A 16,596-nucleotide genomic window follows, 5' to 3' on the forward strand; every position below is an offset into this window, starting at 1 on the left:
ACCGACGCACAGACCTGGCCTTCGGGCGCGATTTCTCTTCAGGCTGCACCCCTTCGGGCAGAGCCTGGCCAGGAATGACGGAACGCACGATGAACTCGCCTAACGCCAGAGGATGGATATCAGAACTCAGCGATCTTGATCGGAAACGATCTTCAATGGCTGTTGGTTACGAGCGCTGCCGCCTCAATAACCCGCACGGGGAATCCCGTCGACGACTCCACATCGGGAAACGTCCCGCCAGGCCCGGACCCGGTCCAGTCCACGCGCCACACGATCGTCGTCGTGGCGTGGAAGGCTCCGCCGGGCTCGGTTGCGGATGTGCGGCGGTAAGTATGTCCACAGGTCGGTGACGGTGCCGTCCCATCGCCGTTCGGATGCTCCGGGAATGGGGTACCGGGACCAGCGCAAGTCTCGGTCGTCCCATCCCCCATGGACCACGCGACCTGCCATGGCGTCGCCACTGCCGTCACTGTCACGCCACCGGCCGTCAGCGTCACCGACTTCGAACTCCACGAACCGGGCTTCAGCCACAGCCACACTGGCAAGCCCGCCAGTTGCGGCACATCAGCTCTCGGGCTCATCCCTACGTCGGGTTGGGGCATCACCAACGCCTGATACGCGTGCTGCGCGAGTTGTTGAGCACTGACCGTCGGGACAGCAGGATCCGTTGGGGCGAAGACGAGGGAGGAGTCGACCATGCGCCCGTTTACGGTGCACTCCTGCTGCGTCATCTTTTCAGGTGCGGATGGGTCGCCGACCGTAACGAGGCGCTGCACCAGCGGGATGAAGACGGGCACCTCCCGGCAGACACGCACGTCCGATGCGTTCGCCGGTACGGCCTTCGAGGTGCTCGCCGGCTTGGTTGAGGATCTGCCATCGATACTGAAATGGCACTCTGGTGCGTCGGGGTTCGTCGAGCAATCCGCGCCCACGACCCAATCACCGGCTGCTGGCGCATGGGCTGCGGGCGGAGCCGGAGACGGTGAACCGGAGGGTGCTGCCACTGCGGCGAGTAGGCCGACGACGGGAATCGGCAGCCCTCTCACGAGCACGATCCGATCGCAAAAATCGCTAGATCAGTAACCCGCCACACCAGATCGGCCTCTGCCACCCTCGCCCGGATCAGGCGTCGGCCGCCAGCTGCCGCTCCGGCCGGAGGGCGGCCGGTCCTCGGATCGATCTCAGGAGCCGTCGAGGTGTCCGCACAGTCCTCGATCATGGCCGCCGTGGGCGCGGCACCTGGAGAAACTTGAGCTACCTGAGGATGCGTCACCGGGGCACCGCCGGAGACCAGCCCTTGGGCCTGCTCCCGATACAGAATCCTTACAAGCTCGGCCAGCGCCTGGTCAGTGGCATGGTGAGTGAGAACCGAGTCCTTCCAATCCGCCGTCCGACCCGCAACCGCCGCGTCAGCCCACATGCCGGCGTAGGCGCTCAGGGCGGCATTGCGTGCCTGGTCGGTCGGGGTGGACACAGCTGAAGCCTGCGAACTGCCAGGTCCTGCGGTCGCCCTCACCGCGGGCTTCGACCCGGATTCCGAGCACCCGGCAGTCATCAAAGCGATTGCGATTGCGCAGGACGCAACGAGTCTCGACGAGACCAAGCCGGGACGCTCCTTCACCTCCTGTATCCGCGATCAACGGATACGCTCTCACCTCGCGGAGATCTAGACTTTCTATAGCGATCCATGAAGTAAAGGATGGACGCGACAGAAAGGTCAAGATCACTCGATCGAGTGATGAGGAGATTTTGATTGCGGCGACTACGCCGTCAGCCGCGCGACGTGACCAGGCTACGGATTGCCGCTCCGCTGCCTGTGCAAGGAGAGCGCTGGTATAGCTGCGATTTGATCGTCGCGAAGGTCCCGCCACACGAGGCCCGTAGGTCGGCGCGGCTCTTCGCAGCGAATCACTTCATCAGGCGTCACGATCAAGTCCACACGAAAGTCATGCGAGGTCTCGGGGATCGGCTCGTCGATGACCTGGAGAGCGTGAACGGGCGCCACAATCACCGTCTCGGCTGTCACCAGTCCGGCCTCGGTAAGCAGGGCCACTTCAAGATCTGAGTAGCCGGCTCCCTTGCCGATCCGGGCTCCGGACCGGTTCACAGCCACGCTGCCGCAGATCACCACGTCGATGTGCTGCATGGCGTTCGTACCGATGTGGGGGGCGAGCTGCGCGGTCTGTCGCTTCTCGGCCGCTTCTCGCGCCGAGACGCTCAATGTCTGAGGATCGAGGAGATAGAAGGGCTCAGCGGTCGCCATCTTCGGCACTGCCATGTAGAGCAACTTGCCATCTTCGAGCGCGCGCGTTCGAACGGCGATTTGAGCCCGGTCAGGGTTGGCTTTGACCACCTGCGCTGCTTGCCACTCTGGCGTCTCCGCAAGACGCTCAGCTGTACATTCGCTGCCGTAAAAGCCCGGGATCTTGCCGTAAGAGTCGGCAGGCACAGCCGACGCGTCGATGAGCATGCGCCAGACTCGCTCGCGAACGGCTTGCTTGGCTCCAAGAATGTCGGTCATCGTCCACCACTACCTAGATGGCAGCCATCAACGCAAGCAGCCGATCGTTAATCTCCTGTACCCAGGGTTCGCTGCGCCAGGGACGCAGCTCGCGGCCAGCCTGGAAGACGATGTTCAGGCCACCACCGCCGCGGGTCAGCTCGACGGCATCGATCGTGTGGTGCATCGCGGCTTGAGCCTCGTCCCGTTTCCCCTGTCGGATGAGGCTCAGCGTCAGGTTGCCGAAGGCGATCGACTGGCTTTTCTTCTTCGTCACGAGCGCCGATACCGTCCTGCGGAGCAGTGGTTCAGCGAGATTGGGCAGGCCTAGGGACAGGAAGCACGACCCGGCGAGCCGGTTGAACTCATTGGGGCCGAAGTTGTCGGCGGCTGCATCGTCCGGCGTGACACGATCAAACTGGGCTTCAGCCTTCCCAAGGACAGCCTCGGTCTCCTTACGGTCGCCGGCCATCGCGCAGCCTTCCGCGACGTGCAGCAGGCTGAGCCCGGTGAGCGCGGGACTGCACAGGCTCGCCACCTCGGCGGCTTCGTCGGCGAGCGCCAGTCCTTTGGCGGGGTCCTTCTCTCCGTAGAGCGCTACGAAGCTCTTCCGCAGTACCGCGTACGACTCGGTCAACGGGTCGCGGACTTGGCGCGCGGCGTTCACTGCCTGGTCAAAGTATTTGATCGGCCCATCGTGATCACGTCGCTGGCTGACGTCCCACACCAGCTGGCCCATGAAGGTCGCGGATTCGGCCTCGACCTCCCCGAGTGCCCTCCGGACTCGGCCGCCCGTGGCACCCTGGCGGAGATATGTGATCTGTCCGTGAACGTGGCCGGCTACTCCGACGAGCGCGGTCGACGTCGCGGTGTCGTACGACTCATCGAGTTGGCGGATCCGCTCGTGAAGGTGCGCCACGGCTACCAGATCGACGCTCGATGGGTGCTGCAGCACGTAGGCCAGTCGCTCGCCGGGTTCACTCTGGATGACCGCGATGTCGTCCAAGAGGGCTTGCAACTCATCAGCGGACACCCGCAGCGCGCGAGCGAGTTTGGGGCGGAGCCAAGCCTGCGGTTCGTTCTCAGCCGACTCCCATCGGACGACGGTCGAACGCTCGACGCCCAGGTACAGCGCCAGCTGCTCTTGGGTGAATCCGGCGGCCTTCCGCCGCTTCGCGAACTTGACCCGCTTGCCGGCCACCTCATCACCTCACTCATCCGGACCCTTCCGTAGCGTAGTCACCCCGTTGCGTAATCGCTGGTCAAACCGAAGGTTGCCTCAAAAACGCCTCAGGAGTGCCACATGGCTGCTGTGGGACACCGCTGATCAGGGGGCTTTGCTGAGTATCAGCCGGGTCGACGGCTCACCAAATCCCGCGGGGAACGTCGAGCCGGCCGCCACCAATCACCGTCGGCGATGACAAGGGGCAGCCATGGCCTTACCCATCTACGGCTACATGCGGATCGCAGCGGACACCGATTGTCCCGCCGAGACCGCACGCGTCACAGCAGAGCTGGAGACGTTCGCGCGGCAGGAGGGGTCCTCGCTGGAGGACGTGTTCATAGAACACCTCGGAACGAAGAACCCGGCGTTCGATGGTCTGGTCGAACGGCTCAAGAGGTCTGAGACCAGGAACGTACTCGTTCCGTCCCTATGGCATTTCGCCCGGCTTCCCGGGCCCCAAGAGGCCATGCGGCAGCACATCCAGAGTGAGACCGGCGCCCAGGTCTGGGTCATCCAGGGAAGGCCGCGGTGACGTCATGAACGAGCAGATCGAAGGTGCGTCGATGGCGTTCCGGGGCTCGGAGCGGCAGATCCTTGAACGTCTGGACGTATTCCGCCTCCGCGGCGTCCATCCAGAAACGATCAACGCGGCTGTGCGACAGGTCAAAGCCGGTCACAGCCACATCGAGTGCGCAGGCGAACGCTTCGACGTCGCTGCGCCGGACTGGTCGATCGTCCAGGACGTCTACGGCTGCGACAAAGGGCGGGACTGCCTGGACGTCTCCAAGGGACAGCACGAGGGCTTCGAAGCCATAATTCGCGCTCGAACGAACGCAGCGCGGTGAGCCGTGTCCCACTACTCCATCACGCTCCCAGGCAGCACAGAGTGCATTCACGAGGCGCGCACGTGGGTCCATGACACGCTTGGCGAGAATCAGGGCGTCGATGACGCGGTGCTGGTCGCGTCCGAACTCGCCACTAACGCCATCCGGCACTCTGCCAGCGGTCGACCCGGCGGCACCTTCACGCTGCATGTCGCGGCCTTCAGCGATCGGTGGCACGTGCGCGTGGACGACGCCGGCGGACTCAACGTGCCCCGGATCCAAGCGGTCGACGACGACCAGGACGAAGCCGGCCGAGGGCTGGCCATGGTCGCCAGCCTGTCGTTGAGGTGGGGCGTCTTCGGCGACTACCACGCACGCGGCGTATGGGCCGACGTCCCGACTCCTAACAGCGTCAGCTCCGACGATGAGAGCGAGGCGTACTTCCCGCTGCTGAACAACCTCGAAAGCGGAGCCATCAGGCACTGCTGATCACCAACGGAGCGAACGCCGCTCAGGGCACATCGTTTGCCACTCTGCCCACGGCCAGCAGGTGGCTTGCCGCAGCCAGCAATTCGGGATGGCCGTCGGCGAGCCGAGCGGCGGCCAGCACCGAGGCGAACAGCGGATCATCGACCTCGCCGATGGCCACGCCCCGGGCCTCGGCGGCCCGCAGCATCCCCCAGGCCGGACCTTCCACGCCGAACACCTGCACGTCGGCGATGCCTGCGGCGGCCATCTCGTCGGCCAGCAGCGCCGGGGGGTGGAAGAACGCGGTGGTGAAACGGCCCGGCGGCGGCTTGATCAGCTCGCCGGAGGCCATGATGCCGGCGACCGAGGCGTGCACGCCGGGCCGGGCGAGGATCCCGAGGCCGGCATTCTCGAACAGGGACGCGAAGCGTCCGATCGCGGCGGCGGCGACCACGGCACCGGGGCGGGCGACCCGAACCGCCTCAGACAGCACCAGAGCCCGATCCTTGGGATCGGGAAGGTGATACAGCGGCCCCATCAGCAGCACCGCGTCGAAGGACGCCGATTCAACCGGCAGGTCGCGCGCGTCGCCGAGCTCAGCGGGCAGGCCAGCGTCCCGGGCCGCGGCCACGTGCTTGGGCATCGGGTCGATAAGCAGGCAGCGGTGACCGTCGTCGGTCAGCCAGGACGAGTGGACGCCGGTCCCTCCGCCGACGTCCAGGACGTCGAAGCCCCCCTCTGGCAGGAAGCGACGCAGGATCTCCTGGGTGCGCAGCAGTTCCAGCCGCCCATCCGCCGCGTCTAGCAGGCGCCTGGCCTCGTCCTTGCCGCCGTAGTAGTCCGCGATCTCGGGAGCTAGTGAGAGTCCGTCCATGGGATGGATTCTGCCCGCTAAAGTGGGGGTGGACCAGTCCACCATGTCAGGAGATTCGATGGCGCCGACCCTGCACGAGCAGATCACGGGACAGCTGCGCGAGCAGATGGAGGACGGGACGCTGCCGCCAGGCGCGCCAGTTCCCTCCAGCCGGGCCTTGGCTGACCAGTGGGGCTGCTCGCGGGTGACCGCCTCGGACGCACTGCGGGCGCTGGCCCGCGACGGGTTGATCCTCGATCGCAAGGGGCTGGGGTTCTTCGTCACTGACACCCCGGTTGCACGTCCAGCCGGGCGACGCACGGCTGGCACAGCCCGCGTCGACGGGGCGCTGCCGTTCAAGATCCTTGGCCGACCCGGCTACCGGGTCCCGCCGCCGCATGTCGCCGCCACCCTGGGTATCGCCGAGGGCGAAGAAGCCCTGGCCCGCACCAGGCTGCTGCACCTGCCCGGCGGCGAGCCGGTGTCGGTGGTCACGGCCTGGTTCGCCCGGAGCGTCGCCGAGCATTGCGAACTGCTGCATCGCACCGCGCCGATTCCGGGTGGCACGACCAGACACATCGTCGCTCGCACCGGCCTGCGCCCGGTACTCGGCCGCGACGTGACGACTCCGGCCGTCGCCGCGGACTTGGACGCCGACGTCCGCACGGCGCTGGGCCTGGCCGCCGAGGCGGCGGTGCTGGTAGTGCTGCACATCGCCCAAACCGCCGACGACACTGCGGTGGTGGTCGAGGAGGGCTTCACCGGCGGTGGATTCGCCGAGCGCGTCGACGAGTACCCGATGGACGTCTGACAGCGCCTGGATCACCCTCGATGGCGGCGAAGCCACATAAGGCCTTGACTGGACTGGTGGACTGGTCCACCTTAGTTAGTGCTCGGACATACGCGACCCCCTGAGAGCGCGAGGCGACCATGAGCACTGACACAGCGCGCACCGACGCGCCCATCACACGCCCTGAAGCAACAGACCTGTTGGCGATCCCCGACCTGCCAACAGTGACCTGCGAGGCCTTCCCCCCACCGCGCGACCTGGAGCAGTTTCGAGCCGCCTCGGCCGCCGCAGAAGGCGACCCGGTCGAGGAGATCGACGCCTGCCTGGTCCGGAGCGACATGACCATCTGGTTTCCCGACCCGGCACCGGGCCGTTGGCGGCCGGTGAGGAAAGGCAACGTCGCCGGCCCCAAGACGGTGATCGAGTTCGCCGTCCCGCCTCCGTATTCGTCCTCTTGGACACTCGCCTCCGACCGGCCTGTCTGCCGACGGATCACCTCCCAGGAGACCCGTCTATCATCGCCCGACGCCGAGTCCAGCCACGTCTGAGCTGGGAGGAGAACGCGTCATGAGCATCGCCCCCACGGCCGAACTCGCTACTGCCGCCGTCTTCGCTCGCTGGATCGCTCCGCGACCGTCGTTGGTGGTCATGCAGCCGGACACCTTCTGCAACATAGACTGCGCCGCCTACTGCTACCTGCCGCTGCGCAAGAGGCGGAACCGGATGCCGGTCGCGGTCGCGCGAGCGGTCGCGACGTCCCTGGCCGACCTCGGCCCGGACGAACTTGGCCGACGGCAGGTCGTCGAGGTCTGCTGGCACGGCGGGGAGCCCCTGGCAGTCGGGGTCGAGGCGATGGCCGAGTTGCTGGCCCCGTTCGAGCAGCTGCGGACCGCCGGGCTGATCCACCACTCCGTCCAGACCAACGCCACGCTGATCACCGACGGCTGGTGCGACCTGTTCCAGGGCTATGGCTTCAGCGTCGGGGTCAGCATCGACGGCCCGGCCGACCTGAACGCCCGCCGGACCGACCGGGCCGGACGGCCCGCGCATGACCGGATCATGGGCGGGATCGGCAGGCTGCGCCAGCGCGGCATCGAGTTCTCGGTGATCGCCGTGGTCGGCACCGACGGCATCAGCCGGGCTGAGGACCTGCTGGACTTTCTCGCAGGCCTGGGCGCGACCCAGATCGGCTTCAACATCGAGGAGTTCGAGGGCAGCAACACCAGCGGCCAGCCCAAGCCAGCCGAGGCCCGCGGATTCTGGACCGCCGCAATCGCCTGGTCCACTACTCACCCAGGCGTCAAAATCCGGGACCTGGACCGGCTGGGCGGCTATCTGAGCACGATCCGGGCCGGGGAGCGCGCGGCCTGGGAGGCTCACCGCTTCGACCCACTGCCCACCATCGCCTTCAACGGCGACGTCATCCTGCTCTCCCCAGAACTGGCCGGGATCCGTGACGAGCACTACGGCGACTTCGTCGCCGGCAACGTCCTGGAGCAGGACCTCGGGTCGATCGTGGCCCGCGCCTGGCAGCTGCCCTACGTCACCGAGTTCATCGACGGCTTGGCGGCCTGCCGTGCCACCTGCGGCTTCTTCGACTTCTGTCGCGGCGCGACAGCCGGGAACCGCTACTTCGAGAACGGCACCTTCGCCTCCACCGAAACCAACTACTGCCGGGTCTCCCGACAAGAGCTCGTCAACGCCCTCATCGACACAACCCGCAAGGAGGAACCGTGAACCCACTGGCAACACTCATCGAATCCGAACACCCCGCCGTCCTGGCCCTGGCCGACGCCACGGCCCCGACAGCAGGCAAGTGGGACAACCGCGCCAGCTGGGACAACAACACTCCCGCCTTCGACAACCGCCCCACCTGGGATAACTGGGACAAGAAGAAGTAACCCATGATCTGCGCGGCTCGGTCCGGCAGGCCGGGCCGCACGTTACGCGGGACGGTCAGTACCGACACCTAGGGTGAGGAACATGCAGCAGCTTGAGATCCGGGCCACCCGCGCGGCCCTGCCGAACCTGGACGACACCGACCTGGAGGACGTCGACACCCTGGTCAACCAGCTCGGCGCTTTGACCGAGTTTCGCCTGGCCGACGCCGAGCTGCGGCCTCTGGAAGTCTCCGACCAGCGCTTAACCACCGGCCGCGTCAAGGGTCTGCGGGTCGAACGGGCCAAGCTGCACGAGGTTCGCATGGACTCAGTCGAGTTCACCGGCTGCGACCTGTCGGGAGCCGCCTTCACCGGCGGACGATGGTCACGCGTCCGCTTCGCCAACTGCAAGATCCTCTCCGGGCAGTTCGACGGCCTCGCCTTCGAAGACGTCATCTTCGACCGCTGCAAACTGGACTACGCGGTCTTCGGCAACGTCACCGCAAAAGGCCCGGTCATCTTCCGGGACTGCTCGCTGGAGGAGGCCGAGTTCTCCGGCTGCGACCTGTCAAAGGCTGCGTTCGACGACTGCCGCATGGACCTGACCACCTTCGAACGCACCACAGCCCGGGGCCTGGACCTGCGCGGCAACGACCTGTCCGGCATCCGCGGCATCGCCTCACTCAAGCACGCCGTCATCGAACCGGCCCAGACCATGCAACTGGGCCGCGCCCTGGTCGGCGACCTGGAGCTGAGCCTGCCCGACGACGACTGACACCCCACGAGGGGGAAGATCACTTTGAGTGTCCGCATCGCTTTCACCGACCCGCACGCTCTGATCGAACGCTGCGACACCACCGAAGTCCGCATCGCGGCCGGGCTGGACGATGTCGAGGACAGCGCCGTCATCCCCACCGACGACTGGCGTCCGCTCACTCCGGTACAGGCCCAACACCTCCGCGCCACCGCTAGCGACAACCCGAGCACCGTGACCGAGATCGTCAGCGTCCTGGCCGACTGGTCGGTCGCCGCCCCCAGCCGGCCACTGCTTGAGCACGTCGCTGGCTTCGACCCCTTCGCCGGCCGCTACGGCGCCGACTTCCTGGCTGCGGTCGACGAGCAGCCCGGCCAGCCCACGACCACCATCGACCCAGGTGTCGGCCTGCGCCTCGGCATCCACCTGGACAACCACGACAAGCTGCCGCTGGCCGAGCGCACCAGCAGCAGGCGCCGCGTCGGCCTCAACCTCGGCCCCGGACACCGCTACCTACTGCTCGGCACCACCGATGTCCTCGACATCTGCGCCGCCAACGGCGCCGACCGGCGGTACTACCCACACACCAACGACATCCGTCGGCACGTCGCCGCCGGACGGCCACTGCGCCTGTTGCGGATCCGCCTGGACCCCGGCGATGCCTACATCACACCCACCGAGCTCGTTCCACACGACGGCTCCACCCTGGCCGCGAAGGACCCCTCTCGCATCGCCTTCTGGCTCGGGCACTGGCCGACAGGGACATTAGAGTCCCTGATCTGATCGCCAGAGACTGCAACTGCAACTGCGACACCCAGGCGCTCTCCTTGGCACTGCGGCTTCCTCAGCTGACCAGAGCCGCCGTGCCCGCCATGAACATGCGCTCCACCGGACGAACTTGCGGCCCTCGCGCGCCGCCTTGTCCACCGCCCACCAGGCGATCAGCGATCCCAGCTTGGCATGCGGCCACGTCGGATCTGTGCAGGTCGTGAAGGGGTACAGGCAGTCCTGCGCCGCCTCGTCACGCCTGCACGCCATCCAAGAACAGCCCGAGCGCACATTCGAACACAGCTGTCGCCAAACGACGCGCGGCCGACCTGTCGGGAGGCGTCCGCGATCGACCGGAGTGCGGCCGTCTGCCGCGAGCGCTGTCGGCGCCGACCCGTGTCCAGCGCCCGGACCGCCCGGCGCCGAAGCCCGGCAGCCTTCAGATGCTCTGCCGGCGCATCGCACTAGCGAGCACAACGAACACCTGGAAGTTCGGGATCGCCGCTGCTGGCTGGTCGAACAGGGAGAAGAACTTCCCCTGCTTCTTAATCACCACAGACCCGTTCTGCACTTGCAGCTCGCTGAGGTCCTGCCACGGCACCACTCCTTTCCCGGTATCGACGCCGGCCATCGAGATCGAGGCCTTGCCGAAGGACAGGGTTCCGCCCGCCTCAAGCGCACGCATCGCCGCGGGCAGCTGCACCTGGGCGACCCGCTCACACGCGATCTGTCCGGCATCCGCGTACTGCTGCTCGTCATGGGAGTTGAACAAGTTGCCCGACTTTTCCTTATTGAACTTCGTCGGGTCGTAGAAGACTCCTTCTCCCACGCGAAGTTCGACTCCGCCCGGCTTGATGAACCGGTACTGGTACCTAGTCCCGTCGTACCTGTAGTGCCGCTCAGGCCTCTGCCTGTGGTATCTGATCTCCCGCAACTGGTAGGTCGTCTCGATCTCGTCCCACCGGAAGACCTCCGGCGCCGTCCCGTCTGCGGCGCTGTGCCGGATCAGCCCGTTCCGGAACAGGCAGAGCCGATTCCCGACATCTTTCGCCCCGCCGCCCTTGAGAAGGGTGGACAGTTTGATCTTGATTGGTATCTCAGCGAAGGCCTGCTCAAGCTCGCCTAATCCGTGGCGCTGGGCGGCCTCACGGGCCTCGGCGGAGATGTCTGTCACTGAGACGATCTTCATGGGTCCCGAGTCTAGAATTATCGCTCCAGGACCGGTCCTCACCCCGCCCACGCGAACTGTGGGAGCGCTGAAACGGCAAGAAGGGCCTAGGCTGCGTCAGCACGCGTGATCGATGCAGCCTCTGCATGCACAACGCCGGGTAGGCGCTCTATCCAGGGCCGCTTGGCCTGCTCCTGTCCTGGGCGGACGACAAAGCCGAGCGATGCGTAGTACTCGGCGGCCAGCCGTCGGTTGGCGGCGTTCAGCAGCAACGTGGTCCCGGTCGCGTCCGCTGCGGCCAGGACCGCGGTGATGACATCGAGCCCGCGTCCACGGCCGGTCGGCCAGGCCCAGAAGCTCGTGATCTTCCAGGCGGGCTCATCGCCGGCCGTCACGATGCGGAGGTCGAGCCCTGCGTGCCGATCGGCGTGAAGGACCGCGGCGACCTTGGAAGAGCGTTCTTCCCACAGCAGCGCTCCGTAGCCGCCCAGCAGGCACGACACGAAGAGGAACACTCTCCAGCCAACCCCGCCCTGTTCCGGGAAACGGATCGGCGTCACGAGCATGTTCACCCACCGACGCAGTCGGACCCGGAGGCCACATGACCCGAGGCAAAGCCCATCCGTGGCGGCAAGCTCCTGCAAGAACCCGTCGCCAGGATCGACACGGTATTTCGCGTTCATCACCTTTGAAAGGCTAGAGCGCGGGGAGCCGCAGATCGGGCTACCGCGCCGTATGCGACTACGTGCGGGGCGGCTCGCGAGCTGTACGCCGAGTCTCCATGGGCAACTCTCCACCGTCGCACCTATAGAGCTCTGAGATCAACAGCTTGTCACTCTCCAGCCGGTGGTTATCCACAGATCACTCGTGGAGCTGCGATCGGGCTCACCCCGATGTGCGCGGATGAGAGCACCTATCCGAACGACGAAAGGTGCGCTCTGTGCCCAGCATTCGCAAGACCAAAGCGGTTCGGCAGCTCTCTGCCAGTGAGCGTGCGCTGTTGGTCGCGCTCGTCCAACGTCCCAGGGTCAGCGCGGCCGGCCTGGCCGGAGCAGCGCAGCTGTCGCTGGCCACGACGCGACAGGCGCTGCGCCGACTCGAATCGCTTGGCGCGGCCGTCTGTGTCAGTGGGACCAGCCTCGATGGACATTCTGTTCGTTCTCTCTGGTCTGCCTCAGCGACCGTTCTTGATCTGCTGGCACGCTCTGGTGCGCTGCCTATGGCCCGGGCGCTCCTCGCGCCCTGTGCACGCGACAAGGTTCTGACTGCTCTCGCGCTCCGACCAACGCTCTCGACCGGAGATATTGCGTGGGCTACCGCTCTATCCCGCACGAGTGTCACGCAGATGCTGGCTGCTCTGGAGAAGCAAGGGTTGGCACATCGAGTGGAGAGGAGAGGCCCGGGCGGGGACAGGGTCGCCGATGGCTGGATGCTGACGCTGGACGCCGTCGCCATCCCGCTCTTCAAGCTCTGACGCAACGATGCTCCCCCAAGGCGAACAGCGAATCCCGCCAATTCCGATCGCTGGCCGCTACGTCCCACCGACACGCATTCGCGTACCGGTGGGCTCGCAGGTGGTCAAAGGCGCGGCCCCACAGCGGCACCGTCAGCGCGGCCGGCACTGCCGCGAATCGACGTGGTCACGGCTGATCACTGCGGTTCTGGGGATTCGTCGCTGGTCGCTGCCTGCTCATCGGGCGGGTGGCGGGACTCGACGAGGGCCCGGATCCGCTTGGCAGTGGACAGTGAGACTCCGTTGCCGAGGATCAGCGCGGGGTCCGGCTGGTCGTCCAGGCCCGCGTCATGGTCGGTCTGGACGGTCAGTCTTTGAGCCAGGGCTTGGTGGAAGGCCTTCTCCTTCGGGCGTCGGCCGTGCAGTTCCAGCAGTTCCTGGTAGACCGGAGCGCCGATCTTGAGCCATGCCTCTTCACGCGCGGTCAGGACGTCCTGCTCACCGGCCGCGTCGTCCGTAGAAGCGTCCAGTTCCTGGACAGGTTCGGCTGCATCAGTCGGCGTCCGGCGTTGCCGGTGGGCAGTAACGGCGACCAACAGGTGAAGTTCGCGGTCCGCGACCAGCTGCGGCAGCGAAGCGACGGCCACCAGGACCAGGTCACGAATGATCACGGGAAGCAGGAAGCCGGCCAGCGCCAGGACGTGGTCCAGGACGTTGCAGCAGACGGTCAGCGCGAGGGCGGAGCGCGCGGTGCGTTTCGCCTGGTCGCGTGCGGGGTGGCCGCCCGGGAGTCGATACGCGGCGTAGAGGGTCGAGGCCGCGAACGCGTCCACGGCGATCGGGAAGAGCTCAGCCAGCTGGTGCAGGCCGGCTTTGCGGCCGAGATCGGTCAGGACGTCGAAGCTGATCACGGCGATCGCGATCAACGACACGGTCCCACCGAGCCGCAGGGCGATCACGACCGAGCGCGGTGTCTCGGCCGGCTCCGATTCGGTCGGTGACGATGCCGGTACTGCTGTAAGGCGTGTAAGGAGAGCGAGAGGGTTCACGGGTTCCTCCGACCATTGGTCGTTCTGGACGGTCAAGCGGTTGGGGTCGGTGGGCCCGACCGGTCTGGTCAGGCCCACTGAGGGTGCCGCTATGCCTTCATCCGTTCGGCCAGTGCGGTGAGGAAGTCCCCGATGACGCTGCCCGCGAATAGCGCGTCCTGCCACGACAGCGCCGTCGGCACATTCATGAGGACGGTTCCACCTCCTGGCAGCGTGAAGTTCAGACAGCTCTCCGGAGCGATGCGGACAGGTGGCCCGGCGGCCGTGAGGAGCGCCTGCGGAACGGTGCCGGGACCCGGAACCTTGTCGGCGGCTGGCTGCTGGCGGACCTCTTCGCGGGTCGGCATCGTGTGTACCGCGCCGAACGCCGTCCGCTTCGCCGCTCTCTGCTCAGCGTTCATCGTGACCCTCCTCCGCGTGAGCTGCACTGCTCACTTCGCACATGCGGTGGTTCAAGAACAGGAACGCACACGCGATCTCCGCGCGATCGTCCTTCGGAACTCCCGCCTCAGCCAGCGCCGCCAATAGGCGCGTATTTGCGGTGGTGAGCGCGTCCTGTGTTGCGCGGAAGCGTGCGGCAGCGCCACACAGCGCGGCCGCAGCTTGCACCACGTCGGGCTCGCCGTCGAGGTACTTCAGCAGGGCGAGATCAGTCGAGTCCGGGCCCATCAGGCGACGTCCTTTCCGTTGTCCCACTGGCCGCTGGCGACGGCTTCGGCCAAGCTGACGACGACCGCGACGGGGGTGGTCGGCGCGATCGAGACCCGCGCATCGGGGCCGGTGAGTACGGCCGACCGGGCGCGGTACCCGGACTGAACTGACACGGTGAGCCGGTAGGTCCCGTCTGGGGTCGTCCACTGCGTAGTCGTTCCGAAGAGCACACGAAGACAGCTAGTAACGCGCTTCCAACCGACATCGCGCAGGCGTCGGTGCAGGCGTCGCCGCGACCAGGCCACAGGTTCGTCGTCAGAAGCAGTCTCGGCGACCCGCGCCATCGCCAGGATCATTTCGGCCGACGCGAAACGTGCGCGGACCTGCCAGTTCGGCACGATACGGCCGGAGTAGGGCGCTGTGCTGGACGCTAGGTGCGCGCCTGTGCCGAACAGGTCGTTGATCATCACGAGACGGCCCCGCATCTGAGGGCCGACAAGGATCCACTTCGAGCTGGGGTGGCCTGGGCGGGCCATTTCACGGGCCTGCCAGCGATCGGCCATCAAGGATTCGCTGATGCGCCGCTGTACATCCGGGTTGAGTTCCATTTCAGGGTGGCTCCCATACGTTCACGGGCCGCCGGGCGCTCCCGCGCCCGGCGGCAGGAGGTCAGCTGGTGAGAAGGTGCTCCGCGAACTCGCGGATGACGGGTCCGGGTGTGTGGCCGGTGGCGTCCGCGTAGCAGACCGGGCCGTAGATCAGCCAGGCGCCGCACTCCCCGGGGACGTCCGGATAGACGTAGGAAGCAGCCACCTGTCCGGTGGGGTGGACGAAAGTCGTCGAGGCCAGATGACCGCTGGCGGTGTGGGTGGAGCAGGCCTCCCACCCCTCGTGGGTGGCGGTGTTGAAAGTCGGCCCGTGCTCAGCGGTGATCGCGACACGCGAGGCCGCGAGGATCGCCGAGGCGGGAGCGTCGAAGATGCTCATGCGCCAGAAGGGGTGTGCGCTGCTGCTCCCTTTGCCGGTGCCGCGCATCGGCTCGTAGATGAATTCCGCGAGTCTGGCGCCGCCGTTCGGCTCGGTGACGATCGCGAGCTTTACCGGGACAGCCCCGCTCGGAGGCGTGAGAAGCGCTGCCTGCGACACGTCGGCGTCGTCGCGGACTGGATGCTGATTCACGGTCCAGCCGCGTGTGATGAACTCCTCGACGAGCATGACGGACTGCGCCACGGCCGTCTTTGCAGTGCGTGCTGAGGTCATGAGTGTTCGCCCCTTCCCTCAGTACCGCTTGGTCCGGCGCGGGACGCTCACGGTCAGCGCGGCGATGGTGGCAGCGCCGATCACAGAGACCGGCGTACGCGGTTCGAACGGGACCGCGAAGAACCTGGCATGGGCACGCTCTACGGGAGGCGCAGTGGCCACCCGCAGATCGGTCAGCTCGGGGTAGACGGCGAGTTCCGTCACCTTGACGTCTCCCGCCGGGCGCTGGACGACGTACTCCAGAAGCACCACGAGGTGATCCGGGGCTTGGTAGAACATGCGCATCGGCGCTTGCGTACGCGCACCGGTTCGCGCAGGGACCTGGTGTTGCTGGAAACCAGCCGCGCGCAGCAGAGGCCACACGTCCGGCTGCTGCTCAGGGGTGAAAACAGGCATGACGAAGCTCCGTTCCGGGGGCGCGCCGGCCGTTTTCGGGCATGGCTGCGCCGCCGCACGTGAAGTGGTGGGGAGGGCGGCCGCCGGGCTCTAGGGGGAAGGGGTCGGCCCGGCGGCCGGTCTGAAGGGCGCGGCGTCAGGCCGCGCGGGGATCAGCGCTTGGTGCGCTGTGCCGGGATCAGCGGAGTGGCCCAGTCGGTCGGGTAGATGCCGCCGTGGGAAAGCGATTCGTCGAGCTCCAGGAACCGCGCGGCCATCGTCTCGGCGCGGTACCTGTGCCCGCAGTCAGGGGGCTGACAGCTGCCGGAGGACGGCTCGGCTTTCTTCAGCATGGCGTGCGCGGAAAGCTCGCGCAGCTGCGAGAGAATGTGATCAGGGTTCATGGCTGCTCCTTGCTGGGCGTTTGACGGCGTACTGGTGGAGCGGTCAGGGAGCCCGTCGCTCGGTGAGCGCGTTCCCGCGCGCTTGCCGAGCCCTTTCGGGATTCGACGTTCTCCCGTTCCCCTCACTTCTTGATATACCCATCATTCACCATTGAAATCCCCCGCGCAAGCGCA

Annotated in this window: 24 protein-coding genes; 10 read left to right on the forward strand and 14 right to left on the reverse strand. The window is 66.7% G+C overall.

What is annotated here, in order from left to right; translation table 11 throughout:
- Positions 1-152: 152 nt before the first annotated feature.
- The 4 genes from IZR01_RS14570 to IZR01_RS14585 all read right to left on the reverse strand — a co-directional run bounded on the left by IZR01_RS14570 (position 153) and on the right by IZR01_RS14585 (position 3,701).
- Positions 153-932, reverse strand: a complete 780-nt coding sequence (locus tag IZR01_RS14570; RefSeq protein WP_194924143.1) for a hypothetical protein — start codon at positions 930-932, stop codon at positions 153-155.
- Between the two features lie 110 nt (positions 933-1,042).
- On the reverse strand, positions 1,043-1,474 hold the full coding sequence (locus IZR01_RS14575; RefSeq protein ID WP_194924144.1) for a hypothetical protein: 432 nt from the start codon (positions 1,472-1,474) through the stop codon (positions 1,043-1,045).
- Between the two features lie 318 nt (positions 1,475-1,792).
- Positions 1,793-2,521: a 5-formyltetrahydrofolate cyclo-ligase gene (locus tag IZR01_RS14580; protein WP_194924145.1), complete on the reverse strand. Its 729-nt coding sequence runs from the start codon at positions 2,519-2,521 to the stop codon at positions 1,793-1,795.
- A 13-nt stretch (positions 2,522-2,534) separates the two neighbouring features.
- Complete coding sequence (locus tag IZR01_RS14585; RefSeq protein ID WP_194924146.1) at positions 2,535-3,701, reverse strand: helix-turn-helix transcriptional regulator; 1,167 nt, start codon at positions 3,699-3,701, stop codon at positions 2,535-2,537.
- A gap of 232 nt (positions 3,702-3,933) precedes the next feature.
- Here IZR01_RS14585 and IZR01_RS14590 point away from each other — a divergent pair, with 232 nt between their 5' ends.
- From IZR01_RS14590 to IZR01_RS14600, 3 genes are read left to right on the forward strand one after another with little or no spacing between them, the layout of a single operon-like run.
- Entirely contained in the window at positions 3,934-4,257 is a 324-nt protein-coding gene (locus IZR01_RS14590; RefSeq protein WP_194924147.1) for a recombinase family protein, read from the forward strand.
- 4 nt (positions 4,258-4,261) lie between these two features.
- Complete coding sequence (locus tag IZR01_RS14595) at positions 4,262-4,570, forward strand: hypothetical protein (protein WP_194924148.1); 309 nt, start codon at positions 4,262-4,264, stop codon at positions 4,568-4,570.
- Between the two features lie 3 nt (positions 4,571-4,573).
- Positions 4,574-5,038: an ATP-binding protein gene (locus IZR01_RS14600; protein ID WP_194924149.1), complete on the forward strand. Its 465-nt coding sequence runs from the start codon at positions 4,574-4,576 to the stop codon at positions 5,036-5,038.
- Between the two features lie 22 nt (positions 5,039-5,060).
- Here the strand turns inward: IZR01_RS14600 and IZR01_RS14605 are convergent, their stop codons facing one another.
- Positions 5,061-5,891 (reverse strand): class I SAM-dependent methyltransferase, encoded by an 831-nt coding sequence (locus tag IZR01_RS14605; protein ID WP_194924150.1) that lies wholly within the window; start codon positions 5,889-5,891, stop codon positions 5,061-5,063.
- A gap of 58 nt (positions 5,892-5,949) precedes the next feature.
- On the opposite strand from IZR01_RS14605, the gene IZR01_RS14610 reads away from it, so the two are divergent.
- From IZR01_RS14610 to IZR01_RS14635, 6 genes are all read left to right on the forward strand, one after another.
- Positions 5,950-6,681, forward strand: a complete 732-nt coding sequence (locus IZR01_RS14610; RefSeq protein WP_194924151.1) for a GntR family transcriptional regulator — start codon at positions 5,950-5,952, stop codon at positions 6,679-6,681.
- A gap of 119 nt (positions 6,682-6,800) precedes the next feature.
- Positions 6,801-7,208 (forward strand): hypothetical protein, encoded by a 408-nt coding sequence (locus IZR01_RS14615; RefSeq protein ID WP_194924152.1) that lies wholly within the window; start codon positions 6,801-6,803, stop codon positions 7,206-7,208.
- Between the two features lie 19 nt (positions 7,209-7,227).
- Positions 7,228-8,397 (forward strand): cyclophane-forming radical SAM peptide maturase AmcB, encoded by a 1,170-nt coding sequence (gene amcB / locus IZR01_RS14620; protein WP_228559463.1) that lies wholly within the window; start codon positions 7,228-7,230, stop codon positions 8,395-8,397.
- Entirely contained in the window at positions 8,394-8,561 is a 168-nt protein-coding gene (amcA, locus tag IZR01_RS14625) for a multiple cyclophane-containing RiPP AmcA (RefSeq protein ID WP_194924153.1), read from the forward strand. The genes amcB and amcA overlap by 4 nt, the downstream gene beginning before the upstream one ends.
- Before the next feature lie 82 nt (positions 8,562-8,643).
- Positions 8,644-9,315 (forward strand): pentapeptide repeat-containing protein, encoded by a 672-nt coding sequence (locus tag IZR01_RS14630; protein WP_194924154.1) that lies wholly within the window; start codon positions 8,644-8,646, stop codon positions 9,313-9,315.
- Positions 9,316-9,339: 24 nt separating this feature from the next.
- Positions 9,340-10,077 carry a hypothetical protein gene (locus IZR01_RS14635; RefSeq protein WP_194924155.1) on the forward strand — a complete coding sequence of 246 codons (738 nt, stop codon included), beginning with the start codon at positions 9,340-9,342 and terminating at the stop codon, positions 10,075-10,077.
- Positions 10,078-10,501: 424 nt separating this feature from the next.
- On the opposite strand, the gene IZR01_RS14640 is transcribed toward IZR01_RS14635, so the two are convergent.
- Both IZR01_RS14640 and IZR01_RS14645 read right to left on the reverse strand, forming a co-directional pair.
- The gene (locus IZR01_RS14640) at positions 10,502-11,251 is read right to left on the reverse strand and encodes a DUF6585 family protein (RefSeq protein WP_194924156.1); all 750 of its coding nucleotides are present in this window, start codon (positions 11,249-11,251) and stop codon (positions 10,502-10,504) included.
- 86 nt (positions 11,252-11,337) lie between these two features.
- Positions 11,338-11,802, reverse strand: coding sequence for a PHP domain-containing protein (locus IZR01_RS14645; RefSeq protein WP_194924157.1), 465 nt, complete (start codon positions 11,800-11,802; stop codon positions 11,338-11,340).
- 368 nt (positions 11,803-12,170) lie between these two features.
- On the opposite strand from IZR01_RS14645, the gene IZR01_RS14650 reads away from it, so the two are divergent.
- Positions 12,171-12,704, forward strand: a complete 534-nt coding sequence (locus IZR01_RS14650) for a helix-turn-helix domain-containing protein (protein WP_194924158.1) — start codon at positions 12,171-12,173, stop codon at positions 12,702-12,704.
- A gap of 176 nt (positions 12,705-12,880) precedes the next feature.
- Here IZR01_RS14650 and IZR01_RS14655 read toward each other — a convergent pair whose 3' ends face one another.
- From IZR01_RS14655 to IZR01_RS14685, 7 genes are all read right to left on the reverse strand, one after another.
- Positions 12,881-13,615: a hypothetical protein gene (locus IZR01_RS14655; RefSeq protein WP_194924159.1), complete on the reverse strand. Its 735-nt coding sequence runs from the start codon at positions 13,613-13,615 to the stop codon at positions 12,881-12,883.
- A 206-nt stretch (positions 13,616-13,821) separates the two neighbouring features.
- Positions 13,822-14,133, reverse strand: a complete 312-nt coding sequence (locus IZR01_RS14660; protein WP_194924160.1) for a hypothetical protein — start codon at positions 14,131-14,133, stop codon at positions 13,822-13,824.
- A complete protein-coding gene (locus IZR01_RS14665; RefSeq protein WP_194924161.1) occupies positions 14,123-14,401 on the reverse strand; it encodes a hypothetical protein in 279 nt (92 codons plus the stop codon). The genes IZR01_RS14660 and IZR01_RS14665 overlap by 11 nt, the downstream gene beginning before the upstream one ends.
- On the reverse strand, positions 14,401-14,991 hold the full coding sequence (locus IZR01_RS14670) for a hypothetical protein (RefSeq protein WP_194924162.1): 591 nt from the start codon (positions 14,989-14,991) through the stop codon (positions 14,401-14,403). Before IZR01_RS14670 ends, IZR01_RS14665 begins: the two co-directional genes overlap by 1 nt.
- Positions 14,992-15,052: 61 nt before the next feature.
- Positions 15,053-15,643 (reverse strand): hypothetical protein, encoded by a 591-nt coding sequence (locus IZR01_RS14675; RefSeq protein WP_194924163.1) that lies wholly within the window; start codon positions 15,641-15,643, stop codon positions 15,053-15,055.
- An 18-nt stretch (positions 15,644-15,661) separates the two neighbouring features.
- The gene (locus IZR01_RS14680) at positions 15,662-16,039 is read right to left on the reverse strand and encodes a hypothetical protein (protein WP_194924164.1); all 378 of its coding nucleotides are present in this window, start codon (positions 16,037-16,039) and stop codon (positions 15,662-15,664) included.
- A gap of 152 nt (positions 16,040-16,191) precedes the next feature.
- Positions 16,192-16,422: a hypothetical protein gene (locus IZR01_RS14685; protein WP_194924165.1), complete on the reverse strand. Its 231-nt coding sequence runs from the start codon at positions 16,420-16,422 to the stop codon at positions 16,192-16,194.
- Positions 16,423-16,596 lie beyond the last annotated feature (174 nt).

Origin of the sequence: Catenulispora pinisilvae, assembly GCF_015356865.1 — a bacterium.
Classification (GTDB): domain Bacteria; phylum Actinomycetota; class Actinomycetes; order Streptomycetales; family Catenulisporaceae; genus Catenulispora; species Catenulispora pinisilvae.